Here is a 26,891-nt window from a genome sequence, read left to right on the forward strand (position 1 = left end):
GTTAAAGTTGTAGCGCTATAAAATTTTCTAATGGTAATGCAATAATGACATCTATATGACAGAGTATCCGTAGAGGTTGAAAATGCCATAGCGTTAGAAGTGATGAGAGCGGAGAAGGAGGCGGGCCTGTCGAAGCACGTGGAGAGCGGCATGAGAACAGCAGCGCTGCAACAGGCTGTGCAACAGAGGGTTCGAGCCGTCAGCGTGCGCGACAGGCCTGACGGGGTTATCTATGAAAAAGCATAAACGCTACTTTTGCTTCTTCTTGCGTTGCTTGCGTGGTTTCTTGTGTCCGAATGATTCCAGAAAAGCATACAGTCTCTGGAAAAAGGGTGATAGGTCGTAGTAATTGGCGAGTTGCTGCTGATCGGGGCCGTACTGTGGGGTGACATGTAAGAATCCTTTCTGGCTCATGCGAGCAATATAGCGGCGAACTTGTCGGTTGCTTTTTCCCAGGTGCATGGCAAGCGTGGAAACCGACGGCTGTATCTGTTCCTCTTCAAGATAGGAGTAGAGCGTGAGCAGAAGCGCAAACTCTGTCGGCGTCAGGAAGGATTCCTCACTCAGCCGATTTCCCTCCCGGTCGTACAGTGGTTTTCCAGGCACATACCGATACCAGCGTTGTGCCAGAATCGGAACCGAGGTGAAGCCTTCCAGAAGAAAGCCCGTCTCATATAACTCCTCGAATTTGCGTTTAAAGTCTTCAATTTCGTTCCCTGCACGAATCTGACATTGAAAGCCATCTTCAGGAGAAACTACCACGTTGCTACCTCCACATCTTCCGCCTTGAACGGAGAGTCTATTTCTATCGGGCCCAAACGGAACGCGACACTTCCGCCTGAACCGCCAAAATGGAAGAAAAGATCTTTGAAGCTCCAGCGAGTGCAACACAAGCGGGCTGGATGCTGTTGTGTTGCGTTTTGAGCTTTCTTGATCCAGACAGAGTTTCTGTATACTGATATTGTATTCAATTACACAGCTTTTGTACAATCCTTTGAACAGGAGAATCACCATTTTTCCCTATTTCTTCCCTGACTGTATTGAAATATATCTCTGTACCGCTCGCTCTTTTAGCGAATGACAGAGGTATAGAGGAGGGAAGGCTTCTCTTGAGTCAGGACGCGCGGTAGAGAAGGCAGGCGCGACGAGAATAGATGCCCGAAAGCGGCCCCTGTGGTAATATCAGAATATGCAACCTGAAAAGGAAGCATAGTAAGCGGGCTATTTCCCTCGCTTGCTTGTATTTGTGAACAACGGGGAGCGACAAAGCACTATGAAGGGTTTTGTTATGACGGAGCGAGAGCAGGAGATTATCCGTTCATTGCTCGCTCCACTGGGTATCACCGAGTACGACGTTGTGGTCTACGCTAATTCTGGCTATGATCTCCCAGAAAGTAGCTATAGTGGCGAGATCAGCTCTTTTGAGGGGTTTATTGTCACGGCTGAGAAGATCTACTCTTTCTGGCTTGATTGGGTGGATGGACATTACACTCTCGGTCAGGAAGAGGAACTCTGGGAAGAGGTGGAACTTGAGACGATTCTACCTGAGGTGACGCGGACTTATATTCAGCGGGTGCAGCAGCGATTCAGGCGCAGCCTGCCATAGGAGCGCCTGCCAGGAAAGAAAAAAGCCGCTCAAGGAGCGATTGAGCGGCTTCGCAGAAGGAGTAATAGTAGTGCTACATGTTTGACACTCCACCCGATTTCCGGGGGATTCTTCCTTTATCCATGTGGCGAACTCGTTTGCCGGTCTCATGACAACGAGCAGCGGCCACCAGTCAGGAAGCGTTTTGACACTCCCCGGGAGCTGAAGCCCGGGGACGCTTCTTGCATCCGGCATGCCTTGTAAGCCGCCGCATAGACGACCCATAGCGGCACGCGTTCAGAAGCGTTTGACGAGGCTCCCTCGTCGGTTCCCGTCTCTCTCTGACGGTACCATCTCAGAAGGCTCGATCATCCCCGCCTGCAAGGACGGGGTTCTTTCTGACCCTTCTTTATACAGAAAGGACCATATGCTTATTATAGCAGACTGAATTGTTTTATGTATTAAAAAGATATTAAGAAATCTGCCCGTTGCAAAACTCAGAATAGGTGAAAGCGGTAGTACTGTTTCCTGAGGCACACAATCCCCGGCTGTCTTGCCCGAGCGGTCGCATGTATCGGGTCAATCATCTCGGGCGAACTTCAAGGATTGCACGAAACAAGAGGAGGCTGTTGCGCTTATGCAGCATGTCTTCCAGTGTTTCATCAAGTTGATAGAGGTCTCGACGCCAGATAACATGGAGATCTATTGGGAGACATCAAGCTTCAATCTGGCTCCCTGGGCCTGTTTACACCGCCCCTATGCAGAAGAGGATGTATGGCGGCCGGCGCTTCCCGGTCCAGAGCAACGTTGGCGCTCGCTCGAACTGGCGAACGGTCAGCGCCTTTTTCTCTGCGATCCTTTCCCACTGATCTGGCAAAAGGAGTGGATCTTTTGCCTGTCCGATGTAGTTTTGCATGAAATGCATGTAACACTATATGCCGCCATAATCGATCCAGGTGAGAAAGTAGATCCCCCAGTTCAGCAGCAGGTTATACAGGATATGCACGCCGATTGCGATTGGCAAGCCGTAGTGAAACATAACCAGGAAGAGGAACATGCCCCCAAACCACGCCCAGAGCCACCCGATCCAACCCTGATAGGCATGCCCCTGACGGAATTTCCCGTTCGCACTCAGGATTGCAGCACCAATTACCCAGGACGAGCCGAAGAGGATGTCATGCAGCTTGTGGAGCGTGACGAAATCCGCTGCCGGGCCAAAAACATGGAGGAACAGCCACTGAACGAGCCCGAAGCCAGCAAAGCCAAAGAAGAGAACGTTTGCCACCGTGAGCCCGACGATATAGCTATAGAAGAGCACCCAGCGGAAACAGACCTCTTCCAGAAAGCCATAGATTGTGTAGAAGATGAATGATTTGTGGAAGAATCCCCCTTCATAAGCCCAGTGGAAAAAGAAGTTCAGGCGGTCCTCTTCTGTCATCCTGAAGAGCAGCTCGTACTGCGTTACCAGGATGCCGCCCACGATAAAGGGCCAGATGTCGCCGGGAAGCGCCGCCAGGTCTCCGTGTATGGTCCAGAAAGCGAACAGATCAAAGGGAATCACGCTCGGCCAGAGCCACTTGACCAGAAGGATCAGCGGAATGGCAATCAACAATGAACTACAGCCACAGGGGATGGTCCAGCCTTTGGTGACCTCGTGTGGTTGACCAAATCTATCGTAGATGATCTCGACATTTCGATAGGGAAGGAGCAACAATAGAGGCCTCTGGTTGCCCGGAAACATAGCATTTCTCCCTCTGGTTCTCTCATACGGGCTATTCCATCTGCATAGCGACACATAGGATCACATTTGTACGATGCTACCTCACAGGAAACCTCTTCTTCCAGAAGTATACCAGTTCTTTTGTTGCGATGGTATGAACTTGTTCACACTATTCTCTTCTGCATGAAAAAGAGGAGAAAAACGTCTATTGGTAATAGAAAGAAGGAGATGTATAGATGAAAATGGGGCAGAAGCTCATCTATTTCCTCACAGAAGCAAGAAAGCAGGCATCCTGAAAAGATGAAAAAAGCATACATATCCAATACTATTGAAATTGAAGTGGTGTGAGAGAATTGACTGTGTCTGAAAGACACTTTATACTAGTATGAAAAACTATGGGCAATTCAATAAAAAGAGAAGATTGAGGTATTATATCGTGCTACATTCAGGGAGAAAAGAGGATGTTGTACTGTCGCTCGAATTATTCCGTCATCTGGCCAAACGGGAGCAGCTTGAAGCACTTGAAACCTATACAGAAGCGCTTGAGCAGGTGCTGATGCTTGCCAGAGGTAGTCTGATTGACTTGCAGGATGTGCCAACGATTGTGATCCCGGATCTGCATGCGCGGCGGGAACTGCTGCTTGCTATCCTCGAAACCCGGCTTGAAACGGGGCCCCTGGCTGGACAGCAGGTGTTCGAGCTATTACAGCAGGGGCGTATCAATGTGGTCTGTGTGGGCGATATCATGCATTCCGAAGAGCGCGCGTACTGGGTCATCAACGATGATGGCGAATGGAGCGAGGAGCTGCTTGATAAGGAAATGGTGCGCTCTCTGGGGACGGCGCTGATGGTCATGTACCTCAAGATCCACTATCCCGATCACTTTTACTGCTTGCGTGGCAACCATGATGACATTGCAGGGGAACTGACCGGTGATTTCCGAAAATTTGTCGGTTTGAGGTATCGAAATAGCGAACTGGTGTTTGTCGATGGACGCCCTGTCGTGACCGGCAAGAAAGGGGAGTCGCAGCTTATCCGAGATTGGGTGCTTGCTCGTGAGGGATGGGGACAACCATTTCTGGAAAAGTGGGCGCGTTTTGAACACGAACTGCCTCTCTTTGCCCGTGCTTCCTACTTTGTTGTCAGCCATACCTTGCCACTTGCTCCATTGAATCGAGCTGACCTTGAGAACCCCGCGAAACTGCGTGAGGTCGCTTTTGAACTGACTTCACGTCGGGGCATCAACCCGGAGGCCATTGTGCGCACGCTGACAAATCTTGGCATGATGGATCAGGTTGAGCGCTGGTTTTACGGGCACAGCCATGTGTTTCCTTATGTCAATGGTGGCAGATATGAAGCGGATCTGGATGGCCTGCTTGTGCGCCTGAATAACCCGAAGCAACATGTTTACGCTTATGTGCCAGCCTCCACCGAGGAGCGGCACTTTGATCCCGAACTGGATGTATACATCAAAAGTCCAACAGAAATGCTGTTCTCTCATAAAACGCCGGAAAGCGCCTTCTAGAAGTGGGAACATTTGTGGTGGAAGTTGGCAACTCCTCTTGACCTGGAGTGCACTCTAGCAAGTATACTGTAAGCATGCAAAAAGAACTCAGCATTCAAGAAGTTGCGGAACGAACTGGCTTGAGTATCCATGCTTTGCGCTATTATGAGCGCCTGGGCTTGCTCGATCCTGTCCATCGTTTGCCGAATGGGCATCGGCGCTTCACAGAAGACGACCTGGCGTGGATCGCGTTCCTTCAGTGTTTGCGCAGAACAAACATGTCTATTCGGCAGATGCAGGCTTTCGCGAAACTGCGGCGCCAGGGTGATGCTGCGCTTCAGGAGCGCCTGGAATTCCTTGAGGAACATGAGCGAAACGTTCAAGCAAGTATCGATGAATTAGAACAAAGCCTGGTTGTTATCAGGCGCAAGATTCGGCGTCATCGGGTGCAGTTGGCCGGTGGAGAGCCTGAAGCCGATCCGGTACAGCAGCAGGTACCCTTATCCCGCTAGAGGGGCTGTGTTATCAACTCTCTCGCCCTTCGTTATCTCTTCCGTATCGTGTTGGTGAAGCGACCCTGTGGAGGTACAGGGCCGCTTTTTCGTGTCTTTGGCCTGAGTATCCTCGATGGCTCTTAACTGGCTCGGGTGATTTAGAGCATTTGGAGGCTCTCCGCTACCGCCCGATGAATCACCGCCCGAAAGCGCCCCCAATGCTTCCAGCTTTCCTTGAGCATGCTGGAGTGCGTATCAGGCAGGCATTCCAGTTGCTGAGCGATATGCCCGATTTCGTCAATAGGTACTTCTTGATAGGAGGCAAGCTGCTCCTGCGGATCTATAACCTGTGGAGTTCCCTCGCGTCCGTCTAGCAGAAAGGCAAAAGTGGTAAAGCGAATGGCCGAATCTTTGTCCTCTTCTGCATGATATGAGATGCAAGCAAGGAAACGTTCAACGCTGGCCTGTAGCCCTGTTTCCTCATATACTTCCCGGTGTAGCGCTTCCAGCACCGTTTCATGGAACTCAACGCCCCCGGTCAGAAGCCGATATACTCCTTGTGGATAGAAGGTTTTTGTGAAGGTTAGCAGGCGATCATGTGGGCGGCGTATCACCATGCAGACTTCGCGCGTGCGGTTCCATGCCTGCTGTGTCCAGTAAGTGGAGGTTCCAAATGGAACGGTACGGTGAACGAGCGGTGTGCCGAAGCGCTGCACAAGTTCCTCCATTTCCTGCTGCTGATTGATAGTCATGCTCGGCTCCTTTTTTGTTCAGTATACGCTTTATTGGCTTTCCTGAAAACAAGGAAAGTGCTCTCTGATTCCTCTGTTCCAGCCCATTTCCTGGAAAGAAGGAGATGAGAGAGGGGGAGAGCTGTCCTTTTGGGCAGGGAATATTAGAGAGAATGGACAGGACACAGCGCTCTGTATTTGGGGTATTCTATGGATACACTTTGATGAGAGGAATGAGAAAAAAGCAATGCGAATCGACTTTTGCCGTTATATACGCTGCCTGCGTTGCCCGCCTTTCGTGTTCTGAGTCTGCCTTGCATTCCTGGAACACATTGATGTTTTTGAGGTTATGAGAGCTATACAAGGAATCAGGGCAAGACTCTATGTTTCTATACGTTGATATGTACGTTGGTATATATCAAGCTGCTTGAATGACGCTGTAGAATAGCAAACGACAGAATAGAAACAGGTAGGATCTTCCGATGTCAAAGAACACAAAAGGTCTTGTTCTTTTCGCTCTCATGCTGGTTATGTCACTGGCAACGCTCGAATCAACGGTTATCGCGACGGCTATGCCCAGCATTGTTGCTCAACTTGGCGGGATTACGCTGTATTCCTGGGCATTCTCGGCCTATCTTCTGACCTCGACAACGACCGTTCCTTTATATGGAAAGTTTGCTGACCTGTATGGTCGTAAAATAATACTCTTTATTGGATCCGGCATTTTCTTACTTGGTTCACTGGCTTGTGCCCTTTCGCAATCAATGGAGCAATTGATTGTGTTTCGTGCGATACAGGGTATTGGAGCCGGGGCAATTATGCCACTGGTGCTGACCATCGTTGCTGATCTCTCCTCTACTCCGGAGGAGCTAGCGAAGATGCAGGGTGTGATGGGTGCTCTGTGGGGAGTCTCAAGCGTTACCGGCCCGATGCTTGGAGGCTTGCTTGTCGACTATGCGTCGTGGCATTGGGTCTTTTACCTGAATATCCCATTGGGCATTTTCGCGCTGATTCTTCTGTTCATCTTCTATAAAGAACAATTTGTGCGTCAGAAGCACCAGTTGGATTATGCGGGCACGATCCTGCTGACGGGAACTATACTGGTGTTGTTGTTCGCGTTAATTCAGGGTGGAAGTGCCTGGGCGTGGACATCACTGCCAAGCCTGAGCCTGTTCCTGGTTGCGTTGATTGGTGGGGTTGCGTTCTGGCTTGTTGAGCGGAAGGCCGCTGAGCCCATTCTTCCGTTCAGTCTCTTCCGCATTCGCCCGATTGCACTGGCAACGGCAGGCGGCTTCTTGCTCGGCGCGATTCTCTATGGGCTGACGACATATATTCCGCTGTTTGTGCAAGGAGTACAGGGTGATAGCGCGACGGGCGCTGGCGTTGTACTCATCCCGTATTCTTTGAGCTGGTCTATTCTCTCGATGAGCGCGGCATTTGTGCTCAAGCGCCTGGGCTTCCGCATAATGGCGCAGGCTGGAACGTTTGTTACGCTGCTTGCGGCTGTAATGATCCTGTTCTTGCAGAAGCAAACAAGCCTGATCTACCTGCTGGTAGCGATGGCGGTTATCGGTGTGGGCTTTGGCCTTGCCAATATCGTCTATACGATCATTGTGCAGCATTCGGCGCCGAAGCACCTGGTTGGTGTGGCGAGCGCGTCCACGCAGTTTGTGCGGTTGCTTGGTGGAACGGTTGGTGTCGCGGCGATGGGAAGCGTGCTGAACGGGCAGATCGGGCAGCGCTTTACAGAGATAGCGGCGCATGTCCCGGCGCTGGCGGAGCAGATGCAGAAAGGGAACTCACCCGTGACGGTTCTGCTGACTCCTGAGCTGAACGCTTCGTTCTCGTCGGACGTGCTCGATCAGCTTCGGAGCACATTCGCGCAGAGCCTGTTCTGGGTCTTCCTGCTGATGGCCGTGCTGGCTCTGGTGAGCTTCCTGCTAACCTTTGGCTATCGACGCAAAGAGCTTGAGAGCTCCTCGGCGGAGAGTGAAGAGGTGGCTGCGCAGGAACAAAAAGGCTTCGTGCCATCTCATTAAGCTTCCAAAGAAGGCTGACAGACACAGAGATGCACTCTGTTGTCGTCAGCCCTTCTCTTTTTTTTGGGAGAGAAACCAGTGCATGAGCCTATGCAGATAACGTAGAATATTCCTGTATTTCGATTTGGTTAGATCAGGCCGACCGCGACAACCAGCCCGGTCGCGACGATTGCGGCAAGCGTTCGTAGCGCGTGAAGCTGCATCCAGCGCGAGTTCGGTCCCTGATAGCGCGTGCGCTGTTGCTCGATCTCAGCGGCGGGTGTGGTGGTCAGGTCAATGGTCTCCACTTGCTTATTGATAGGGATGTTCCCCAGTGCCGTGATGCCGATAGATCCGACGATATGCAGGATCGCCGCAATCACCAGCAGCCAGAAGGCTGGATCTTCCCGAAGCAGAAACGCTGCTATCGGCAGGATGATTGCCGGACTGAAGAAGCAGAAAAGGAAGATCGGGTTCTCTATTTTCTTGTTGATCGCGATCATCATTTTGATATGCTGTGTCGCTTCCATTGCTCGCAGTGCCGGTACAATGGCAACCGGGAAGGCAAAGAAGACGCCCGCACACAGGCCGGTGCATATTCCTCCGAGAATAATCAGCAGCGTTGACAGTAGCATCATGTTTTGAATAGCTCCTCTCGATAGCCGTTCTGGCTCCATGTCCTGATGGAGTCGATAAGAAAAGGTGGTGGTGGGTCTTAGCAGGCTGGTTAAGGGTGTAGGCGGCTTCTACCAGAGGTGGATATCCTTTCCCTTGCGAACGATGTGAGAATATACCTTTTCTTCACAGAATGAGTATAACAGAAGTCAATTGATCAAAACAAGGCGTAGAGCGGCATGATATCGGGTGTGCGTTCCTTCAGAAGACATCAATGTCTCGCTCTTTTGAGGGTGTCTATGTGGCTGGCTGTTCGTGTATTATCGTTCCTCTCAAAATAGATATTGAGAAACTTGCTCTTATTTTCTCAGTATATTATACTGGGTACGAAATGCAAAAATGTACGCTCAGTATCGCTCTAGAACCTATCATCGGCCTCACACTTTGCTGTATGCTTCAGATGATATGGGGTCAGATTTCAATATGGAGTCCTATTGAGCGTTCTTCTTATGGAAAGCTGCACTTAACGGTTAAGAGGTGTGTAGAAGTTAAAAAGAGCTCTGGGAGGGGTATGTGTTAGTGCTACCATATACGCTTGGTTTCTGTCTGTGTGGTGATAGGGTGCTCATGTTGTATAGGAATAAGCCGCCAAATCAGAACCGCTGGAATGGTCTTGGAGGCAAGATTGAGAGAGGCGAGACGCCGAGATGCAATATCTATCGCGAAATAATGGAGGAAGCCGAGATTGATCTGCATCAGGCAAAGGTGCGCTTTACCGGTCTCGTCACCTGGCCGTGTGCCAACGATTCAGCATCCCGATCAGGGATGTATGTCTTTCTTGCATGGGTCGCTCCCGATACCCTATGGCATGAGGATCGTGTGGTTGTGGAAGGGCTTCTCGCATGGAAACCGCTGCAATGGCTCTATGATCCGCACAACACGCTCATCGTAGAGAATATCCCCTGTTTTTTGCCTCGTATGCTTGTTGAAGCGAAGCCACAGGAATACTTCTTTCCCGATAAGGGGAGTATGGAGTGCCTGCCTCTACCTGCTCCCTGTATCAGCGGCTAAAGGCTCGCTGGTGTGGGGGGTGCGCGTGAAGTTGAGCAAAGCCGCTCTCCGACGGACTTGACTCGTAAGAGCGCCCCAATAGTTCAGTACCGTGACGGCTTCATTATCCACATGAGGTGCCTCAGGAGAATACGAACGACGCAATTGTACAAACTGTGAACATTTCACTATTTCTTTTCTGTCACCTATGTTATAGTAGCTGCGCCTGAATCTCTTGTATAGGCAAATATTGGTACGAAAGGATGAAGCAATGTATCGCAGTTCCTGTAGCTGTCCTGTTGATGGTCATGATGATATGATCCAGAAAGTTTCGGGAATCATAGATCAGGAGACCGTGAATACCAGCGGTTCCACCTTCTACGCTGGCAGGGCCTACCACGACAATCGAACCAAAAGCGATATATCAATGACAGGCTTTTCTTCCAGCACCAGTCAGAGTTCGTTGGCACAGATGCTCTCGTTCCCTCCGCTTGATGTGACCATGTATAATCTTTTTCTCTTCCTCAGTTGGGGAGCAGGCATCCCCTTACTGGTATTTGGGGGACCCTGTGCATGCTCGTCGGGGAATGGTGCAGTGATGCTTTTCATGCTACTCCTTTTAGGGGGAGTGATCCTGGCAATTGTTATGCTAGAAAAGAAGAAGAGACAATACCTGCAAAAGTGGCAACCGCACTGGGCTCGTGCCCGTTATGTCTGGGAATCGCTGTACTACTGTCGACGTCATCATATCGTCTTTGTGCCTGAGACCGGTGAATACGCGCCTGCCGGGCAAACGAAGCGCTTCATCTTCGATGCTCAACCGCCCTCGCAGCGCATGTAAAGCCAGAACTACTACGCCTTGCTACCCACCTCAGCAACTCCTGCAAGAGGTGATGGCGTATCATTGATCTGATATCACTTTCTATTTTGATCAGTCCACAGGGTGGGCTCCTCTCTCGGTCGGTGGACTGATCAGCGAAATCCGTGGGCAAATTCGCTCGGGGGAATCGCTGAAGAAGGATCTCCCGGCTGTATGCCTGATGCTGCCCGCTGAACCCTTCGCGTAGATCTGGCCAAACTTCAACGGTAGTATCAAGCGTTTCCGCGATAATGCTTGCGGTTTCCAGTGCGCGTACAAGCGGACTGCTCAAGAGCGTGGTAATGTCTGCGTGTGTGAGCCGTTGCGCTGTCCTGTGGGCCTGTTGCCTTCCTTGCGGGGTAAGGTCACTGTCTGGAGAGGTGTCCCCACAATGACCATGCCGAATGATCCATAATTGCATGTAAGTATTCCTTTGCTTTTTGCTTCTTTTTATGAAATTTTATGCTGTTATAGTATACTCTATGAAAGGTGCATCTTCTCGCTGAAGGGTCCAAGCCCGCGATAATGCAAGAAGAAGCGACTGGTGGAATTTGGTTGATCATGGGTGCTTGCTTGTTTCCGGTGAAGAAAATAGCGAGACTACCTAAATTCCATCCTCGTAGTATACGATGTCTGAGCGCTTAAAAATTACAAAGAAGCATGGAAAAAGTACTGAAGGGTATTGTACCGCTGCTCAATACAAGAGCTATCGCACTTGTTAGGACTGGCTGCCAGGTTGCCGAGAATCGGGAAGATAGAATCCCTTCGAGAGCATTCATAATAGGGAGCTGTGTGTTCCTTAATATTTATTTGAAGAAGGGAAACGTCTGTAATGCATGGGACGAGGGGGAGGAGAAACGTTCCTGATAGAGGCCCTCTTTAATGCAGAAGCGCTGACAAAAGATCGGGGGGTGCATGTCCTTTCGACCATGTGCAATCCCATGAAGACGAGGAGTTGTATAAGAACAAAGCAGATCAGGTTGTGACCGATACGGGGCATATCGCCAATGAGGTCGAGAAGCGCACCGATGGCGGCGTCAATGCGGTACTGAAGTTGATCGGGACGGTCTCCTTGCGTGGCTGCCGGGTCGCTATCCAGTCAATCTTGCTCAGGTGTTCCACGTTCGCGCGTTGTTGAGGCACATCGCTATATGGAAGAGAGTAAAGCGAGGGGCAAGCGCGTTGTGCTGGTTGATATATAAGGAAGCGGAGCCGTTTCGCTAAAGGATGCACCCTTCGCCAGACAGCTCCAGTCTCACCTATTCTGCAATAAACTGGCGAAAGTAAGCGACCGTAGTGGAAACGGCGTCGTCACCATGCAGCATCTCAAGCCCCTCGGCGGTCAGGAGAGCCGCTTTTCTGGCGCGTTCAAACATTGCTTGCTCGTAAGCATGAAGCGCCTTGTCGAGTGTGGTGTGCTGAACGAGCGCCTCTGTCAGCTCAAGTGCATCCTTCATCGCTCCATTAACGCCCTGACCCGCGAACGGCGGCATCAGGTGGGCCGCGTCTCCGAGCAAGGTGACACCTGGACGGCCTGGCCAAGTTAGCCCAGTTGGAAGCATGTAGAGCGGTCTGGTTGTAATCTTATCATTACTGACACGGATCAATTCCTGTAGTGCGGGATTCCAGCCCTCAAAGAGCGCAAGCAGTTGCTCTCGTGCTCGTGCCGGGTGCGTATCATCGATGTGGATATCTTCTATGAGCGCCCGGAACGCGGTATAGATGCGAATATGACCGTGCGCGTTGCGCTGCGTGGTAAGGTTTCTGTTGTTGTCGACAGCAACCAGAGAGCCACGCCCGACAAAGCGAGCAAGCTCGGGGTAGCGGTTGTCAATATCGTCGATGCCCAGTTCGATGTAGGTCACACCGCAATAGATAGGCGTCGCGTCTGTCAACAGGGGCCGCACGCGTGACCATGTGCCATCAGCGCCGATGACCAGATCAAATGTCTCGATCTGTCCGTTCTCGAAGTGCAGAGTATACGTCCGGTTGTCGTCAGCATGAATGCTATGCAGTTTCCAGCCCCATCGAATGCTTTCGGGAACAACCGACGCGACCAGCAATGAGCGCAACTCGGCTCGGTCGATCTCTGGCTGAATGAACGCTGTGGTGTCCTGGTGATCTTCCAATAGCAACTTGCCCGTCTTATCAATAATGCGTAGCGCCTGATCCTGAGGGCGTGCCAGTGCTCGAAACTCGGCTTCAAGTCTGGCCTTCTGGATGGCATCCAGGCCGGAGCCGGCGTGAAGGTCAAGGCTGCCTCCCTGCGTACGTGCATGTGGCGATGTATCCCGCTCGAAGATGGTTGGTGTGAAGCCCTGCTGTTGTAGCAGGCGAGCAAGGGTTAAGCCTCCGGGGCCAGCCCCAATAATCGCGATCCGGGTCATACTCTTTTCTCCTTCTCCTTAAAACGGAGTTATTATACGACGTATATTGAATTGTACACTGTATAGTAGTTATACTAGCATCCATGAGAAAAAAAGTCAACCATCATGCGGAAGAAGCGGCCTCGGAACGCGCTGCTGTCCCTGTCTGGGCACGGCCTGAGCGTCCTCGACGTGAGCGGCCTGCTTTGAGTCGAGAGCAGATCGTCAGTACCGCGCTGGCACTGGCGGACGCTGAGGGCATTAACGCGATTTCCATTCGGCGTATCGCGACGGCTCTCGGTGTCAGTGCGATGGCGCTCTACTGGTATATCGAGCGGAAAGAAGATGTGTTGGATCTGATGATTGATGCAGTGTATGGCGAGGTTTTGCTGAAGCCCGCAGATGATTGGCGTTCCTCGCTGGAAGCATTCGCTATCCAGATGCGCGAGATGATTCATCGGCACCCGTGGTTTGCCTCACTGGCCGGTCATCGCCCTGCCTTCGGGCCAAATACCCTGCAAAAGACCGATTATCTGCTTGGAGTGGTCAGTCAGCTTGGCCTTGACATGACCACCAACATGAACATTCTGGAGCTGTTCAATGCCTACATTTTCGGCTTTGTGCAGAATGAGATAGGGGAGGCGGAAGAGCAGCGGCGGAGCGGCTTGAGTGAGGAAGAGTGGCAGCATAGCATGTATCCCTATATCCAAAAGCAGGTGATTGAAAGCGGACGCTATCCATTTCTGGCAAAAGCGATTCTTGAAGCTCAGGAGCGCTCACCAGATGAGACGTTCCGCTTTGGACTGACACGGTTGCTGGAGGGCATTGCTTCTTATGCCGACGCGCAACGTGCTCAGAACCACCAGTAGCGTAGCAGTCCGATCGCAGCTCCCGCAAGAATCAGCCAGGCCGAATTGACGTTCCAGCGCAACAGGATGAGCAGCGCACCGAGCGCGATTCCCCAGGTCAATGGATCAGGAAGCGCCTGTTGCCCCAGTTGTAAAAGCACGCCTCCCATCAACGCAAAGGCCGCGGTATTTACCCCATCCAGTAACAGCGAGGTCCATACAAAGCGCCGAAGCGTGCTTGCCAGCCGATGTATCAGCCCCACAAAGATGAACGATGGGAGAAAGATGCCGAGTGTTGCCAGCAATGCGCCCTGCCAGCCCGCGATGAGATAGCCAACAAAGGTCGAGGTGGTGAACACAGGGCCGGGCGTGAACTGTCCGACCGTGATCGCGTCCAGGAGCTGCTGATCTGTGAGCCAGTGAAGCGACAGCACGAAATCGTCGCGCAGAAAGGCCAGCAGTACATAGCCGCTTCCATACAGGATCGCGCCAATTTTCAGAAAGGTGAGGAAAAGCGTAAGCAAGCCTTCAGGGGTGGCGTGCATGGGTGCGAACAGCAGCAGCGATGGTAGTGAGCATGAGAACAGGTGCAGTTTTCTGCCAAGCGTCCGCAACAGTGCATAGGCGATTCCTCCGCCGAAAAGCACAAGTACTTCGTTGACATTGAGCAGGTAGAGTCCCATCAGAAGCGCCGCCATCACCACAGCAAACCAGCCGCGCAGAACCGTTTTCCCCAGTCCCCATAGCGATATGGCGACAATCGCGATGATGACCGGTTTAATGCCATAGAGCAGCCAGCCTACCTGTGGGAGTGAGCCAAAAGTCACATAAGCCCAGGCAAACGCCAGTACGATGAGCATTGCCGGAACGATAAAACAGACTCCCGCTACGATCAGCCCGGGCCAGCCAGCCCGTACATAGCCCAGGTGAATCGCCAGCTCGGTCGAGTTCGGACCAGGAATCAGGTTCACGACACCGAGCAGGTCAAGGAAAGTCTGATCATCCACCCACCGACGCCGCCTGACGACCTCCTCACGCATCATGGCGATATGGGCCGCCGGTCCTCCAAAAGCCGTGCAGCCAAGTCGCAAAAAGACCCCGGCAACCTCAGCCAGACGCCCTCTATGGTTCAACTGCTTGCTTTCGCTCATAGGCATTCCTTTCCTGCATCATATTCCCCTATCATCATAGCACAGCAGCCCGAACCTCTGCCGTATTGAGGCATATCGATTTGATGGCTTTGTATACTGTAATGGAGATGTACCTTGCGCTTCGTTTCTAGAAAGGAATCTGCCTGTGCGCTATGGAAACCCCTTTCAGCTTGGCCCACATATCAAAGGGATGGAAAGGCCAGATGACCCATTTGTGCTTCAACAGCCCGAGTTCTACGCCCTTCAGCGCTATATCGATGGGGCGAGACGGCTTCCTGCTACGCCGAAAGAGCTGGAAACGCTGACCGGCATTCCAGAGCAGAAGGCGATCGAGTTCAATGACCTGTTACGCGTGTATGGCTCGATCAAGGAATGTTGCGCTCATTTCTTCAAGGATGTCCTCCCGTTGAATATTACGCTCGCAACCGATGTCATCACCTATGCCCGCAGTACTGCCATTTCCTATAGGGCGCTCTACACATTGGCGCAAGACTATCTGCTTGCTGCCGAGGAACAGAAGCAAGCGCTGGCCCGTGAGTTTCAGGCGCTGCTGGACAGCCTTCGAGGAGATATCCAGCGCTACGAGGCTCGTACTATAGAGGTTATCGATCACTATACCCAGTTACTTGATGATCTTGAAACGGAGAAACGTGCATTTATTCCGCTCTATAGCAAGTATCACAGGCGTATGATCCGAATTGTGAAAGCGCTGGTCCCGATGCGTCAGGAAGTGGAGAAGGTGCGCAAGGAGCTACTTCAGGGCACAAAGAAGTATGAGCGGATGTATTACAAACAGTTTGCTGATATTGAGCATTACGCCTGGATACAGCTCATCGGGGCCTCGGTTTCGCAGGGCATGCTCGCTACCTATGACGACCTCGCCGCAGAATGGAAGGCATGCATGCAGAAGATCCAGAAGCAGATAACGGGGGCTTCTGAGAGCGAGCAACAGGCCGAGCGCTTTATTGAATGTCTGGAACAGGCCACGCTGAGCCTGAACGAGCTACGTACTGAAGTTATTGAGGCAATAGAATCTATCAGTGCATTACGCAAGTGCTGGCAAGCGCTTGATTATGAGCTTATCAAGATGAGTGCGGGCATTGACCAGAACGCCGCTGCAATTATTGGGCGCGTGCTTCAGGATGCCTTTGAGGCGATGATAGAGGCGTGGCAACAGGTCAGGGAGAAAGCTGAACGCTCCCGCCAGATCTCTTTCATTGTCGTTGTTCCACTGAATGAGCTGAAAACGCAGGCGAGGGGCATGAACCGACTATGATAGATATGAGAGAAAATAAAAATGATTTGATGAGAGAGAAGTAAAAAGAGTTTTCTATTACAAGAAGTGGCTGAGGGTGAAATACCGTATAGAGAAGGGAAGCGCTTGTTAGCCAGACTGAAAATATCTGGAAATTGCTCCCATTCTGATTCGGTGTTTGTTTCTGGCATGCATTGCATGATGATCGGGCGGAGGGCGTTTAATAATCAATACTGTAGAGGAAAAACTGCTTGCTTCTTTTTCCCTCCCTCTGTCGTATTATTACTAACAGGTAGGACTACCACTTCAATATGGCCTGAATCGTGTCACCTCTACAGGAGGAAATCAGCGCCCATCGCTGAGTTTTGGGGATTAGGTCGAAGCGAAAGGAACCAACATATGATAAAAGCAGCTATACTTGATCTTGATGCCCTCGTACAGAAAGGAAGTGCAATTCCGTTACCAGGCATCCCTGAGCGACTTGCCTCTTTTTCTGCTCAGCGGATTCCCCTTGCGATTATCTCCAATCAGAACACGCTGATCGAGCGCACAGCGGAGCAGAGGGCGTTTTCGCCGGACGGTGTCTCTGTGCCAGCACGTGTTGCAGCGAACATCAAGGAGATAACACAGGAGTTAGGGCTTTACGGGGTTCCCTGGTTTATCTCGCTTGGTGACGCCAATGCCCGAAGGCGAATGTCTGACGCGCAATATCAGGGGCTGATCGAGCAGATAGCGTTTGAACTGGGATCGTTTTTCCCGGAGGGTGCTCTATTTGTGAGTCAGGTGATCGGGCCCGCTCCGGCCTTATTCCTTACGATCGCGCAACATTTACAGGTAGCGCCTTCTGAATGTCTGTATCTTGGAGTCGGAGAGAAAGAGCGAGAGGCCGCCGAGGCTGCGGGCATGACCTGCGAACTGGTGCCAGCCATCGAGGTTGCAGCCTTTGAAGCGACTTTCGGGACTTTTGAAGCCACCCTCTAGATTGCTCTCTTTACGGCTGGTTGTTAAACATTGCACGAAAGCGCCGGGGAAGTTCCCTGACGCTTTCTTGTCATGCGCTCGATGTATGCTTGAACTCATTCATCACAAGGCGGCGCTCCGCGGGCGTCACATGAATGCGTTTCCAGTTCGCGGGGTATCAATGCCAGAGATGCATATCTGAAGCGTGCTGATGAGCCTCTGTGTCAATATAATCTGGCTGGCTGTTTTGATATTCCGGGATCGTGCTTTCATGACGGGTCTGTGCTGGATCGGCCATACATTTTTCTCCTCTTCACCAGCCTGAAGGACTGGCATATATTGCTGTTCGCTCGTTCCTCGCTCATATCTTAGGGCAAAAAACGCAGGTATCGCAATAGGTATTGAGCCTCCCAGGCGGTCGGCAGCATGCTTTCCTGTTTGGTTTCTCTCCGCGTGAAGTGCTGTAGATGCTGGATATACATCGAGTTGTCTGTTGACAGAGTATACCCGGGCGTGCAATACTTTGCAGGTTAAATCGATTTATTTTTCTGTATCAATGCTGTGGAAGGGGGAAAACATGAGCGAAAAAAAGCGCCGTTCCTCTGTGACAATCAGCGATGTTGCTCAAAGAGCCGGAGTGTCGCGAACCGCGGTCTCTTTTGTCCTCAATGAGCGTGATGGGGAGCGTAACAAGTACGTGAGCGAGGAAACCCGTGCGAAAGTTTGGAAGGCTGTTGAGGAACTCCACTATCAGCCTCACCTGCTTGCTCGCACGCTTCGGACCGGGCAGAGTCCAGAAGTTGCCGGGATTCTCGATGTCATGATAACGCCTCTGGGAGTAGAGCTGACCGGAGCCTTCCAGAATGCAGCCCTGCGCTATGGGTATATTCCAACCACGTATTATTGTCAGGGGCTCACTGATGAACAGAGGCAGGAGCTATATCAGCGTATTTTCGCACGTCGACCGCTGGCAATCGTTACTACCCCATTCCATTTCTCTGAAGCCGATGTCGAGCAGGCGCGAGCCAATGGTATCGAGTATATCATTTTCTACAGCTTTTATCCTGTCCCGATTGCGCACACCTGCACGCTGGTCCTTCCAATGAGAGAGCCGGGGTATCTGGCAGCGCGTCATCTTCTGGAGCGGGACTATCGCCATCTGGTGCTGGTTCGTCCCGAAGATCAGGCGCACATCGGTCAGGATTACCCGTTTCAGCAGCGGCTTGAGGGTATGCGTGAGGCTATCGCGGAGCATCCCGAGGCCGAGCAGATTACGCTGGATATTGTGCCGCTTCAGCTCTCGGCACAGGCTGCCCTGGCTTTTGTCGAGAAGCAGCTTGTCGGGCGAGCTTCCCGGGTCGGGGTCTACGCGTTCAACGACGAGTATGCCCTGTTTCTGCTTGGAGCGCTGGCGCAGCGAGGCATCCGTGTGCCACAAGAGGTGGGCGTTGTAGGGACCGATGATCTCTCGTTCGCTGAGGGGACATGGCCGCCGCTCACCTCGATCAATCTGGACGAGGCAAACATGGGCAAACAGATTGCTGAGCTGCTCCACGCGTTACATCAAGGGGAAGCGATCCCGGAGAAGCTGACAAGCCCATTGAAGCCGCACCTGATTCAGCGCCATTCGACCTGAGCCCATGCCATCCGCTTTAGTCTGCTGCGTTTCTTCCTCCTCTTGTTGCCTGATCTCATGTGCTGTGCCCGTTATGCATCTCTCTTTTGCAGCGCTTCCTGTACTCGTTCCAGCCATTCATGCATCAGGGCAGTGAACAGGTGCGGCTGCTCTGCAGGCAGATTGTGCCCGGCGCGATCCAGCACCGCGAAGGTCCCACGCGGGTAATTTTCCAGAATCTGCCAGACATCGCGATAGCCCGTAACGTGATCTTGTCGACCCGTGAGTAGAAGCACCGGACGCAAAAACGGCTGGGGAAGCTTGCGCACATCGAAGGAGCAGCTATAGCGTTGGCTGATCTTCTGTAGAAATGCCTCGTCCGCCAGTTTTGCCCCGCTGAGAATCTCACGTTGAAAGCGTTCCCAGACGGCTCTGTCCTGTACTACCGCAATCGAGGCGAATTCCTCGGCGTCGGCTGCATCGAGTTCGGCCAGGAGTGCGGGGTTCTCGACCAGTACCGTTTGAGCCGGGAGATCCCGTTGCGCACGCTCCATCAGCACTCCCGGACAGAGAAGGGCCATTCCCACAACCCGGGCGAACCTCTGATGCAGGATAGCCTGACACAGATAGCCGCCATAGGATGCGCCGATGAGCAGGAATGGCTGGTCTCCGATCACGGCATCAATAAAATCAAGCACGAGGGCCAGAATGTCATCAGAACTGGTAATATCATCTCTTCCTGGTGTCCGGCCCATCCCCGGGAGATCCAGATAGATTCGTTGCCATCCTGCCTGTTGGCTGAAGAGTGGTTCCAGGCAGCCTGTCATCTGCTGATGATCGCATCCAAAGCCATGAAGACAGAGAATCGGCATCCCTGTCCCGCGCACCTCATAAAAGAGGGGTAGATCTCGAACGACGCACTGCATAATGTGTTTCCTTTCTCCGGTGGCTTCCCTGTGCGCCTCTTGTGAGCGCTTCGTCATCATGTCGAAGCCCAGTATATGACTTCTCCCGGCGGGTCCGCAAGGTGGTTTATCCCGGATCGTGGTGCACGATGAGAGAAAGGGAACTTGCCAGCTTCCTATCACAGATGAGATTATCGTGCTTCGGAGGGAGATGGTCAAGACATACTGGCTGATGTAAGCACGTATGAGATTTCTCGCTGACAAATGGCGTAAATACAGCATGCAGAAAATAGCCTACAGCACTTATGTAGAAGAGGCTTGAGCGGTGTAACAGTTTCTTGTCTCTTCTTCTGGTTCTCGGGTATACTTCTTTAGAGCAGAGAGAGTCGGGAATCTGCGCTGTAAACAGATGACAGGATAGCAATATGACGGATACTTCTTCCCTGACGCAGTGGCTTCAGACGCGACACTGCGCATGGAATACGCCAACCAGCGTGATACAGGAATATGTGCGGAAAGCGACCGGGCAGAGCATCGCCCATGCAAGCCGCCTGATTCTCGGTCAGGATAACGAGGTGCATGATGTGGTCACAACCGGGGACGAGCGGCTGATTGTGCGGATCTCCCACAAGGAGAATCATCGCTTTGAGGCTGAGCGATGGGCGTTGCATGCCGCCCATCAGGCCGGAGTTCCAACGCCGCGTGTGTTCCTTGTTGAGCAGGCCAGCTATGATGATACAACGGTGATGTTCTGTATCGAAGAGAAGTTGCCGGGCAAGTCGCTCGATATGCTGCTTCAGGAAGGCGCAGCACCCAACCATGCAATTGACCAGATTGGGGAGGTGCTCGGTAGATTGCATAGCGTGAAAGTGGAGGGTTTCGGCTTTCTTCGGCCTGATGGAACCGGCTCACTGGCCTCCTTTGCAGATGTCATGCTGGAACTGAATGGCAGGGTGCCTGAATTGGAGGTGGCAGCGAAGAAGTGGGGCGTTCCGGCCTCAACGGTTGCAACCAGCCTTGATATCCTGAATGCGCATTCTGATCTCTACGCCTTCTCGCCAGCGGCGCTCATTCATGGCGATTTTGGGCCACAGCATATCCTGGTGGATGGTGATCATATCAGTGGTCTCGTCGACATGCAGGATTGCTCAGGGAATCATCCGATTATTGATCTCGTCAACTGGGATGCATACTATAGCGAACAGATTCCGCTGAGCAGGGTTCGTGCCTCCTATGGAAATCCACGTCTCTTTCAAGAGAACTTTGACACACTGTTTCAACTGGCTCTGCTTCGCGAGTCGCTCATCATGCTGATGGTGAACGCGCAGCGCGAGAATCCGAACGGGATTCATGGGTTCATCATCAATATGGAAAGAGCCCTCTCCTCCTTTGGTCATATGAGCAAAAAGGTTATGCAGAAAGGATAGATCGATGCAGCATATCTTTCAGAATCTGGTGCAATGGATGAGCCGTCCGGAGCATGGCTTTAGTGCCGCCTCTGAAGAGGAACCGTTTATCTTTGGTGCGCGTCGCCCGGGTTTCCCGTTCAAGCGTGTTTCCGCCACGCTCGTCGATACCTGGATTTCCTTTATGCGCGGGCAGGGAATCGCACGCGTTGTCTGCCTGTTGCCTGAGAAGCAGCTTGCAGCCTACGATGATCTGCCTGGAGCCTATCGCCGCGCCTTCGGAGACCAGAACGTGCTCTGGGTTCCCATTGACGATTTTCATCTTGCGGAGGAAACGCAGCTTATAGATCAGATTTTGCCCTTCCTTGCTGAAGCGGACCGCCAGCAGACAAAAGCCGTGGTGCATTGTTCTGGTGGAGTCGGGCGAACGGGCCACGTGCTTGCTGCCTGGCTGGTCAGTTATCGCGGGATGTCGAATGAGGAGGCCATTGCTGCCGTGAAAAAGCAGGGGCGGAACGCACGCGAGTCCCGAGATCCGCGCCTTGATACGCTGCTCGATCGCTGTCGGAGCGCCAATATTCCTGGTTAAAGAATGCGAGGCTGACGCGCCTCAGCAACCCGCCTGCTAACAAGCTCCGTTGACAAGCAGAACAGTGCGGGGTATACTCTGTCAGGAACATAAATCGATTTATAGCGAGTCTCCTGTATCGCTTCAACCTCGTCTGTAAAGCCGATCGAATCCCTGAGGTTTACCTGGCTTACTCGGAGAACTTGCCCGTTCTATTGAGATGTATCGATTTATGATGGTGACCGACCATCACGAGCGTTCATGCTGCGGTGGTGATCGAACTCTCTATCAGGAAGAGCGGCACGCGTCATCTACTCTTTTCGATGATGGTATGTGTATTCCCCGACAGAGAGCGGTCGGGAAGATGAACATGTTCCAATGGACATGGAACAAAGGAGAAAGACTATGTCTCAGCTTGCTCGTTTTGCTGACAAAGTTGTCATTGTGACGGGAGCGGCTTCCGGTATTGGCCGGGCTGTTCTGGTGCGTCTGGTTTCGGAAGGCGCTATTGCCTATGGGATTGATGTCAATGAGGCTGGCTTGAAGGAAACGGTTGAGCTGGCGGAGAAACAGGCGGCTGCTGGAGGACGTGCCAGCTTTATCGCAGCCTCTATTTCGGATGAGCAAGAGGTGAAGCGTTTCTTCCAGCAGGTGGTAGAAAAGGAAGGACGCCTTGATGTGCTGGTGAATATGGCGGGTATTCTGCGCTCGTCTCAGACAACAGAAACGTCGCTGGCGCAATTTATGGAGGTCATCAATACCAACCTGGTCGGTACCTTCCTGTGCTGTCGGGAGGCGCTGCCACACCTGGTCAAAACGAAGGGCAATATTGTCAACGCGGCATCCACGTCCGTCTATTTCGGTCATCCCTACATGGCGGCGTACTCTGCGAGCAAGGGAGGCATTATGTCAATGACGCGTTCGCTGGCGTGGGAGTATATTCGGCAGGGGGTGCGGGTGAACGCAATTGCCCCCGGCGGTATCGCCACTCCGCTGGCTGCTGCCCAGAATCAGCGCATGGATGGGCTGGATCAATCCCTGTTCATGCACATGACGCGGCCTGATCAGCTCTTCGGACAGCCTGAGCAAGTAGCCGATGTTGTTGCTATGCTTGCCTCAGCGGATGGCGGCTTTATGACCGGCGAAGTAGTGAAAATTGACGGGGGCGTTCACAATTAAAGCGGCCCGGGCTGCTCAAGTGTGCCAAAGCGAGAACAGCAACCTTCTTCAATGTCTGCCTATTCACAATGAAAGTGCCCTCGGCTTGCAGTCGTAATGGGTAAGCTTAAAGAGAGTTCTCAAACTTGAATAGGTCTGGCTGCCTGCTATGGCGCGTACGCGCCACTATGCGAAGTGAGAGGGTAATTTTGAAGCGTGACCTCTTGACATTATGGTTTCTCTTTGTCTATAATAGACTCACTGAGTCCATCACAGAGCAAATTCTATCAAGGCGGAAGCTCTATCAGAGACGCTGCCTGAGATTGATCTGTCGTAGATGGGGTCATCAGAGAGCATGTTTTGTCATAGTCTATTCACAGGTTGAGCCTATCATAGTCAAGAGGGGGTCACAATGAAATACTCGCAGGCAACCAATTATGCGCTGCATACCATGCTTTATTTTGTGGCGCTCTCGCCCGGAACGACAATCGGCGTTCAGAAACTGGCGGAGCTTCAGGGAGTGTCCCCGGCCTATCTCTCTAAAATTCTGAGCAGGCTGGTGAAGGCAGGCCTGATCGAGTCCACGTCCGGGATCAATGGCGGATACAGACTGACCAGCAACAGAGCCGATCTTTCTTTTCTGGATGTCATTCAGGCAATCGAAGGGACTGCTTCACTGTTTCACTGTGGCGATGGGCTCAATCATCAGACCTGCTTGATTCAAGGTGTAATGACAGATGCAGAGCACCTGATGGAAGATTACCTCAAGCGACGCAAGCTCATTGAGTTGATCGAGCGCCGATCAGGCTTGCCTCGCCATCTGGAACAGATGTTGCGGGAACAAGAGATGCCCACATGAGCATCTTTTTTTTCTCTATATTATCGACTTTAAGAGTCCATGAAGTCTTTCAAAAGGAAAGGATATCTCGCATGATTGATTGTGCCATTATTGGAGGCGGACCGGCCGGGTTGAGCGCTGCCCTTGTACTTGGTCGTGCGCGAAGGAGCGTTGTTGTTTTCGATGATAACCGACCTCGGAACGCGGTAACTCATGAGTCGCACGGCTTTTTGACCCGGGATGGGATCAAGCCGAGCGAGTTCCGGGCGACCGCGCATCGGGAAATAAGCGCATATCCATCGGTCGAAATGCGGTGGGCGCATGTCACTGCTGTTCGCAAGCAGGGCGACATCTTTGAAGTGCTTACGGACGATCAGGAGCCGCTTCAGGCGCGAATTGTTCTTCTTGCGACCGGGCTGAAAGAACAGCTTCCTGCCGTTGATGGCATCTACGATTATTATGGAACGAGCCTGTTCAACTGTCCGTACTGTGATGGTTGGGAGCTTCGGGATCAACCCCTTGTCCTCATCGCTGAGGGAGAGCGAACCTTCCATCTGGCAGAAACTATCTGGAATTGGAGCCGTGATCTTGTCGTATGCACGAATGGTCATACAGTTCTAAAGGATGAGCAGAAGCAGCTACTTCACAAGCATGGGATCCAGGTTGTGGAGGACCGCATTAGCGCATTGATTGGCTCGAACGGGCATCTGGAGCGCGTTGTCTTTGCCTCCGGAGAAGAGAGAAACTGTGTCGGCGGCTTTGTCCTGACAGAACTGTCGCAGGCTGCACCATTTGCTTCTCAGCTCGGGTGTGATATGAATGCAATGGGCGGAATTGTCACCAATCCGCAGGGGAGAACCAGCGTTCCCGGCGTCTATGCTGCGGGTGACGCGACACTGCAAGGCCCTGCACAGTTGATTCTTGCCGCCGCGCAGGGGAGCCAGGCCGCGATGCATATCAATGCCACATTGACCGAGCGTGCTTTTCATTGAGGGAAGGGAAGAACAGCCAGGGCATTCCGGCTGTTCTTCTTATAGTACGGATCAGAGCTCGCCGTTGGGAAGAATTTGCGTTTTCAGACCCTCTCCACGGCGGACACGGTCAAGTGCCTTCGAGAAGTCTTCGAGGGGAAAGGCCTCTGTCAGCATCACGCTTGTGTCAATTGCGCCGCGGCTGACCAGATCAACGGCTTGCTGATACGAGTGCAGCACAGCCATCGATCCAACAATCGTGATCTCGTCATTGTAGATGCGAAACGGCGAGAGCGCGACTCTGGCTTCACTCGGGGCAACGCCAAAAATCATAAACTTACCGCCTCGTTTCACCGCTTGTAGAGCGCTTTCAATCGCGGGTGGCACGCCTGTTGCATCAATGACGCAGTCAAAGCCCGAAGGCTCAAGTGCCAGAATATCAATGAGGTTGTTGGCTGTCTGATAGGCGCCGAGCCTCTTCGCCAGCGCAAGCCGTTCCGTGTTGAGATCGAGCACCGCGACTCGTGAGGCGCCCCCACGCAGTGCCAGTTGCAACAGCAGCAAGCCCATTGTCCCCGCGCCAACGATCAACATGCTATCTCCCAGACTCGGTTGCAGGCGATGGATACCATGGACCGCGCAGGATACCGGCTCGATCAGTGCGGCCTCTCGGTATGAGACGCGTTCTGGTATGGGGTAGGCGTTGGCAGCAGGCACCGCGACATATTCGGCAAACGCGCCGTTGACCGTATCCCCGATCGCATTCCAGTTCTCGCACAGATTTCCCTTACCCACATGACAGAAGGCACAATGCCCGCAGAAAAGGGAGGGATCAACCGCAACGCGTGTCCCGATCGTGAAGGTCTCCCCCATCATCTCGGGGACCCGGGTTCCGACTGCCACAACTTCCCCGGCGAACTCATGCCCGGGGATGATCGGGTATGGTGTCGGCGGGAACTCCCCATCTGCAATATGAAGATCTGTACCGCAAATACCACAGGCTCCCACCTTGATGACCAGCTCTTCCGGGCCGGGCGTGGGATCGGGCACACTGCCTACCCGAATGGTTCCCGGTGTATCGATAATCACGGCTCGCATGCTCTGGGCTCTCCTTTCCCGAATGCAGATGACAACGCGCTACGACCGTTCTGGCACAACAATGGGCTTGATATTTGCCGGATCATTTTTCGCGGCCTGTAGCGCTTGCTCCGTCTGTTCCAGTGAATAGTAGCTGGTGATGATCGACTTGATATCGACGTGACCCGAGGCTACCAGTGCGATCGCATCCCGGTAGGTGTTCGCATAGCGGAAGATGCCTGTAAGCTCGATTTCATTGTTCTGGATGAACGCCAGCGGAATGCTTGTTTCCTCTCCTGGCCCCATACCAACAACGACGGCCCGCCCGGCAGGCCGAAGCGAGCGTATCCCATTCTGGAGAGCGCTGCGATTCCCCGAACACTCGATCAGCACATCAGCATCCAGCTTGGCATCAGTCAGCGTTTCCTGCGCAACGTTCACGGTTCGTGTTGCACCAAGCGTTCGCGTTATCTCCAGCCGCTGAGGAAACACATCGGTCACGATCACATCGGTTGCACCGAGCGCCAGAGCAACCTTCATCGATACAAGACCGATAGGACCGGCTCCGGTAATCAGGACGCGATCGCCTCCCTGGAGCCGCGCCTTGCGACAGGCCCATAACCCGACCGAAAGAGGCTCCATCAGGGCACCTTCCTCGAATGATATCTTATCAGGGAGCGGATACGCGAAATCAGCGGGAATCGTGACGTAGTTGGTAAAGGCGCCGTCAACGGGAGGTGTGCCAAAGAACTGCACGTTGCGACAGAGATTATAGCGACCGTGACGGCATTCCCGGCACATTCGACAGGGAACACCCGGCTCGATCGCCACCCGCTGCCCGATCCTGGCCCTATCAACTCCCTCGCCTACTTCAACAATCGTGCCTGCCGATTCGTGACCCAGGATAAGCGGCTTCTGAACAAGAAAAGAGCCAATGCGCCCATGCTCGTAGTAGTGGACATCAGAGCCACAGACGCCCACAGCTTTGATTTCAACCAGCACTTCGTGAGGCCCCGGAACGGGCTTCGGCCTTTCTTCCAGCCGAATATCATGGGGCGCATAGAGTACTGCTGCTTGATTTCTCATGCTCCTGGTCCTTTCTAACAGCTATATCTTTCTTCTCTTGTTTATTGTACCGCTTCAGACGCCAATACCGATACATAGTGCAAGGCAGACAACCCAAAAAAGCCAGCCTCC

Annotated in this window: 27 protein-coding genes; 16 read left to right on the forward strand and 11 right to left on the reverse strand. The window is 52.6% G+C overall.

Annotated features, from left to right (window positions below; all coding sequences use genetic code 11):
• Positions 1-249: 249 nt before the first annotated feature.
• A complete protein-coding gene (locus KTH_RS12590) occupies positions 250-762 on the reverse strand; it encodes a helix-turn-helix domain-containing protein (protein ID WP_170142934.1) in 513 nt (170 codons plus the stop codon).
• Between the two features lie 511 nt (positions 763-1,273).
• On the opposite strand from KTH_RS12590, the gene KTH_RS12595 reads away from it, so the two are divergent.
• Positions 1,274-1,606 (forward strand): hypothetical protein, encoded by a 333-nt coding sequence (locus KTH_RS12595; protein ID WP_497619012.1) that lies wholly within the window; start codon positions 1,274-1,276, stop codon positions 1,604-1,606.
• Positions 1,607-2,330: 724 nt separating this feature from the next.
• On the opposite strand, the gene KTH_RS12600 is transcribed toward KTH_RS12595, so the two are convergent.
• Both KTH_RS12600 and KTH_RS12605 read right to left on the reverse strand, forming a co-directional pair.
• Positions 2,331-2,501: a hypothetical protein gene (locus KTH_RS12600; RefSeq protein WP_497619014.1), complete on the reverse strand. Its 171-nt coding sequence runs from the start codon at positions 2,499-2,501 to the stop codon at positions 2,331-2,333.
• 15 nt (positions 2,502-2,516) lie between these two features.
• The gene (locus KTH_RS12605) at positions 2,517-3,326 is read right to left on the reverse strand and encodes a hypothetical protein (protein ID WP_497619016.1); all 810 of its coding nucleotides are present in this window, start codon (positions 3,324-3,326) and stop codon (positions 2,517-2,519) included.
• A 415-nt stretch (positions 3,327-3,741) separates the two neighbouring features.
• Between KTH_RS12605 and KTH_RS12610 the strand changes: the two genes are divergently transcribed.
• Both KTH_RS12610 and KTH_RS12615 read left to right on the forward strand, forming a co-directional pair.
• Entirely contained in the window at positions 3,742-4,830 is a 1,089-nt protein-coding gene (locus tag KTH_RS12610; RefSeq protein WP_497619018.1) for a metallophosphoesterase, read from the forward strand.
• A 74-nt stretch (positions 4,831-4,904) separates the two neighbouring features.
• Positions 4,905-5,321 carry a MerR family transcriptional regulator gene (locus KTH_RS12615; RefSeq protein WP_497619020.1) on the forward strand — a complete coding sequence of 139 codons (417 nt, stop codon included), beginning with the start codon at positions 4,905-4,907 and terminating at the stop codon, positions 5,319-5,321.
• Between the two features lie 140 nt (positions 5,322-5,461).
• Here KTH_RS12615 and KTH_RS12620 read toward each other — a convergent pair whose 3' ends face one another.
• Positions 5,462-6,055 carry an NUDIX hydrolase gene (locus KTH_RS12620; protein ID WP_497619022.1) on the reverse strand — a complete coding sequence of 198 codons (594 nt, stop codon included), beginning with the start codon at positions 6,053-6,055 and terminating at the stop codon, positions 5,462-5,464.
• A 500-nt stretch (positions 6,056-6,555) separates the two neighbouring features.
• On the opposite strand from KTH_RS12620, the gene KTH_RS12625 reads away from it, so the two are divergent.
• Positions 6,556-8,073 (forward strand): MDR family MFS transporter, encoded by a 1,518-nt coding sequence (locus KTH_RS12625; protein WP_497619024.1) that lies wholly within the window; start codon positions 6,556-6,558, stop codon positions 8,071-8,073.
• 128 nt (positions 8,074-8,201) lie between these two features.
• Here the strand turns inward: KTH_RS12625 and KTH_RS12630 are convergent, their stop codons facing one another.
• Positions 8,202-8,690, reverse strand: a complete 489-nt coding sequence (locus KTH_RS12630) for an anthrone oxygenase family protein (protein ID WP_497619026.1) — start codon at positions 8,688-8,690, stop codon at positions 8,202-8,204.
• A gap of 550 nt (positions 8,691-9,240) precedes the next feature.
• Here KTH_RS12630 and KTH_RS12635 point away from each other — a divergent pair.
• Both KTH_RS12635 and KTH_RS12640 read left to right on the forward strand, forming a co-directional pair.
• Positions 9,241-9,738 (forward strand): NUDIX hydrolase, encoded by a 498-nt coding sequence (locus tag KTH_RS12635; protein WP_497619028.1) that lies wholly within the window; start codon positions 9,241-9,243, stop codon positions 9,736-9,738.
• A 250-nt stretch (positions 9,739-9,988) separates the two neighbouring features.
• Positions 9,989-10,558: a hypothetical protein gene (locus tag KTH_RS12640; RefSeq protein ID WP_497619030.1), complete on the forward strand. Its 570-nt coding sequence runs from the start codon at positions 9,989-9,991 to the stop codon at positions 10,556-10,558.
• Here the strand turns inward: KTH_RS12640 and KTH_RS12645 are convergent.
• The gene (locus KTH_RS12645; protein WP_497619032.1) at positions 10,521-10,997 is read right to left on the reverse strand and encodes a histidine phosphatase family protein; all 477 of its coding nucleotides are present in this window, start codon (positions 10,995-10,997) and stop codon (positions 10,521-10,523) included. The genes KTH_RS12640 and KTH_RS12645 overlap by 38 nt on opposite strands.
• A 510-nt stretch (positions 10,998-11,507) precedes the next feature.
• Between KTH_RS12645 and KTH_RS12650 the strand changes: the two genes are divergently transcribed.
• Positions 11,508-11,714, forward strand: a complete 207-nt coding sequence (locus KTH_RS12650) for a hypothetical protein (protein ID WP_497619034.1) — start codon at positions 11,508-11,510, stop codon at positions 11,712-11,714.
• Between the two features lie 121 nt (positions 11,715-11,835).
• On the opposite strand, the gene KTH_RS12655 is transcribed toward KTH_RS12650, so the two are convergent.
• On the reverse strand, positions 11,836-12,963 hold the full coding sequence (locus KTH_RS12655) for an FAD-dependent oxidoreductase (RefSeq protein WP_497619036.1): 1,128 nt from the start codon (positions 12,961-12,963) through the stop codon (positions 11,836-11,838).
• Positions 12,964-13,046: 83 nt separating this feature from the next.
• On the opposite strand from KTH_RS12655, the gene KTH_RS12660 reads away from it, so the two are divergent.
• Positions 13,047-13,811 (forward strand): TetR/AcrR family transcriptional regulator, encoded by a 765-nt coding sequence (locus tag KTH_RS12660; RefSeq protein WP_497619038.1) that lies wholly within the window; start codon positions 13,047-13,049, stop codon positions 13,809-13,811.
• On the opposite strand, the gene chrA is transcribed toward KTH_RS12660, so the two are convergent.
• Positions 13,796-14,941: a chromate efflux transporter gene (gene chrA / locus KTH_RS12665; RefSeq protein ID WP_497619040.1), complete on the reverse strand. Its 1,146-nt coding sequence runs from the start codon at positions 14,939-14,941 to the stop codon at positions 13,796-13,798. The genes KTH_RS12660 and chrA overlap by 16 nt on opposite strands.
• A 145-nt stretch (positions 14,942-15,086) precedes the next feature.
• Here chrA and KTH_RS12670 point away from each other — a divergent pair, with 145 nt between their 5' ends.
• The 3 genes from KTH_RS12670 to KTH_RS12680 all read left to right on the forward strand — a co-directional run bounded on the left by KTH_RS12670 (position 15,087) and on the right by KTH_RS12680 (position 18,792).
• Positions 15,087-16,217, forward strand: a complete 1,131-nt coding sequence (locus KTH_RS12670; RefSeq protein WP_111325023.1) for a hypothetical protein — start codon at positions 15,087-15,089, stop codon at positions 16,215-16,217.
• Positions 16,218-16,595: 378 nt separating this feature from the next.
• A complete protein-coding gene (locus KTH_RS12675) occupies positions 16,596-17,177 on the forward strand; it encodes a hypothetical protein (RefSeq protein ID WP_497619042.1) in 582 nt (193 codons plus the stop codon).
• 556 nt (positions 17,178-17,733) lie between these two features.
• Positions 17,734-18,792 (forward strand): LacI family DNA-binding transcriptional regulator, encoded by a 1,059-nt coding sequence (locus KTH_RS12680; protein ID WP_170142847.1) that lies wholly within the window; start codon positions 17,734-17,736, stop codon positions 18,790-18,792.
• Between the two features lie 71 nt (positions 18,793-18,863).
• Here the strand turns inward: KTH_RS12680 and KTH_RS12685 are convergent, their stop codons facing one another.
• Positions 18,864-19,697 (reverse strand): alpha/beta fold hydrolase, encoded by an 834-nt coding sequence (locus tag KTH_RS12685; protein WP_111325026.1) that lies wholly within the window; start codon positions 19,695-19,697, stop codon positions 18,864-18,866.
• 404 nt (positions 19,698-20,101) lie between these two features.
• Between KTH_RS12685 and KTH_RS12690 the strand changes: the two genes are divergently transcribed.
• From KTH_RS12690 to KTH_RS12710, 5 genes are all read left to right on the forward strand, one after another.
• Positions 20,102-21,103 (forward strand): phosphotransferase family protein, encoded by a 1,002-nt coding sequence (locus KTH_RS12690; RefSeq protein WP_497619046.1) that lies wholly within the window; start codon positions 20,102-20,104, stop codon positions 21,101-21,103.
• A 4-nt stretch (positions 21,104-21,107) separates the two neighbouring features.
• On the forward strand, positions 21,108-21,671 hold the full coding sequence (locus tag KTH_RS12695) for a protein-tyrosine phosphatase family protein (RefSeq protein ID WP_111325028.1): 564 nt from the start codon (positions 21,108-21,110) through the stop codon (positions 21,669-21,671).
• Between the two features lie 384 nt (positions 21,672-22,055).
• Complete coding sequence (locus tag KTH_RS12700) at positions 22,056-22,829, forward strand: SDR family NAD(P)-dependent oxidoreductase (protein WP_111325029.1); 774 nt, start codon at positions 22,056-22,058, stop codon at positions 22,827-22,829.
• A 391-nt stretch (positions 22,830-23,220) separates the two neighbouring features.
• Positions 23,221-23,667 carry an RrF2 family transcriptional regulator gene (locus KTH_RS12705; RefSeq protein ID WP_111325030.1) on the forward strand — a complete coding sequence of 149 codons (447 nt, stop codon included), beginning with the start codon at positions 23,221-23,223 and terminating at the stop codon, positions 23,665-23,667.
• A 71-nt stretch (positions 23,668-23,738) separates the two neighbouring features.
• Entirely contained in the window at positions 23,739-24,638 is a 900-nt protein-coding gene (locus KTH_RS12710) for an NAD(P)/FAD-dependent oxidoreductase (RefSeq protein ID WP_111325031.1), read from the forward strand.
• A gap of 51 nt (positions 24,639-24,689) precedes the next feature.
• Here KTH_RS12710 and KTH_RS12715 read toward each other — a convergent pair whose 3' ends face one another.
• Positions 24,690-25,715, reverse strand: coding sequence for a zinc-dependent alcohol dehydrogenase family protein (locus tag KTH_RS12715; RefSeq protein WP_111325032.1), 1,026 nt, complete (start codon positions 25,713-25,715; stop codon positions 24,690-24,692).
• 39 nt (positions 25,716-25,754) lie between these two features.
• Positions 25,755-26,780 carry an NAD(P)-dependent alcohol dehydrogenase gene (locus KTH_RS12720; protein ID WP_497619051.1) on the reverse strand — a complete coding sequence of 342 codons (1,026 nt, stop codon included), beginning with the start codon at positions 26,778-26,780 and terminating at the stop codon, positions 25,755-25,757.
• Between the last annotated feature and the right edge of the window lie 111 nt (positions 26,781-26,891).

Source organism: Thermosporothrix sp. COM3 (genome assembly GCF_059696735.1).

Bases quoted from the DNA above. Each gene is read 5' to 3' on its own strand.
- KTH_RS12595 (WP_497619012.1), top strand. From the start codon at position 1,274: ATGAAGGGTTTTGTTATGACGGAGCGAGAGCAGGAGATTATCCGTTCA.
- KTH_RS12600 (WP_497619014.1), bottom strand. From the start codon at position 2,501: ATGCAAAACTACATCGGACAGGCAAAAGATCCACTCCTTTTGCCAGAT.
- KTH_RS12605 (WP_497619016.1), bottom strand. From the start codon at position 3,326: ATGTTTCCGGGCAACCAGAGGCCTCTATTGTTGCTCCTTCCCTATCGA.
- KTH_RS12615 (WP_497619020.1), top strand. From the start codon at position 4,905: ATGCAAAAAGAACTCAGCATTCAAGAAGTTGCGGAACGAACTGGCTTG.
- KTH_RS12620 (WP_497619022.1), bottom strand. From the start codon at position 6,055: ATGACTATCAATCAGCAGCAGGAAATGGAGGAACTTGTGCAGCGCTTC.
- KTH_RS12625 (WP_497619024.1), top strand. From the start codon at position 6,556: ATGCTGGTTATGTCACTGGCAACGCTCGAATCAACGGTTATCGCGACG.
- KTH_RS12630 (WP_497619026.1), bottom strand. From the start codon at position 8,690: ATGATGCTACTGTCAACGCTGCTGATTATTCTCGGAGGAATATGCACC.
- KTH_RS12640 (WP_497619030.1), top strand. From the start codon at position 9,989: ATGTATCGCAGTTCCTGTAGCTGTCCTGTTGATGGTCATGATGATATG.
- KTH_RS12645 (WP_497619032.1), bottom strand. From the start codon at position 10,997: ATGCAATTATGGATCATTCGGCATGGTCATTGTGGGGACACCTCTCCA.
- KTH_RS12655 (WP_497619036.1), bottom strand. From the start codon at position 12,963: ATGACCCGGATCGCGATTATTGGGGCTGGCCCCGGAGGCTTAACCCTT.
- KTH_RS12660 (WP_497619038.1), top strand. From the start codon at position 13,047: ATGAGAAAAAAAGTCAACCATCATGCGGAAGAAGCGGCCTCGGAACGC.
- chrA (WP_497619040.1), bottom strand. From the start codon at position 14,941: ATGAGCGAAAGCAAGCAGTTGAACCATAGAGGGCGTCTGGCTGAGGTT.
- KTH_RS12675 (WP_497619042.1), top strand. From the start codon at position 16,596: ATGATAAAAGCAGCTATACTTGATCTTGATGCCCTCGTACAGAAAGGA.
- KTH_RS12680 (WP_170142847.1), top strand. From the start codon at position 17,734: ATGAGCGAAAAAAAGCGCCGTTCCTCTGTGACAATCAGCGATGTTGCT.
- KTH_RS12685 (WP_111325026.1), bottom strand. From the start codon at position 19,697: ATGCAGTGCGTCGTTCGAGATCTACCCCTCTTTTATGAGGTGCGCGGG.
- KTH_RS12690 (WP_497619046.1), top strand. From the start codon at position 20,102: ATGACGGATACTTCTTCCCTGACGCAGTGGCTTCAGACGCGACACTGC.
- KTH_RS12695 (WP_111325028.1), top strand. From the start codon at position 21,108: ATGCAGCATATCTTTCAGAATCTGGTGCAATGGATGAGCCGTCCGGAG.
- KTH_RS12700 (WP_111325029.1), top strand. From the start codon at position 22,056: ATGTCTCAGCTTGCTCGTTTTGCTGACAAAGTTGTCATTGTGACGGGA.
- KTH_RS12705 (WP_111325030.1), top strand. From the start codon at position 23,221: ATGAAATACTCGCAGGCAACCAATTATGCGCTGCATACCATGCTTTAT.
- KTH_RS12710 (WP_111325031.1), top strand. From the start codon at position 23,739: ATGATTGATTGTGCCATTATTGGAGGCGGACCGGCCGGGTTGAGCGCT.
- KTH_RS12715 (WP_111325032.1), bottom strand. From the start codon at position 25,715: ATGCGAGCCGTGATTATCGATACACCGGGAACCATTCGGGTAGGCAGT.
- KTH_RS12720 (WP_497619051.1), bottom strand. From the start codon at position 26,780: ATGAGAAATCAAGCAGCAGTACTCTATGCGCCCCATGATATTCGGCTG.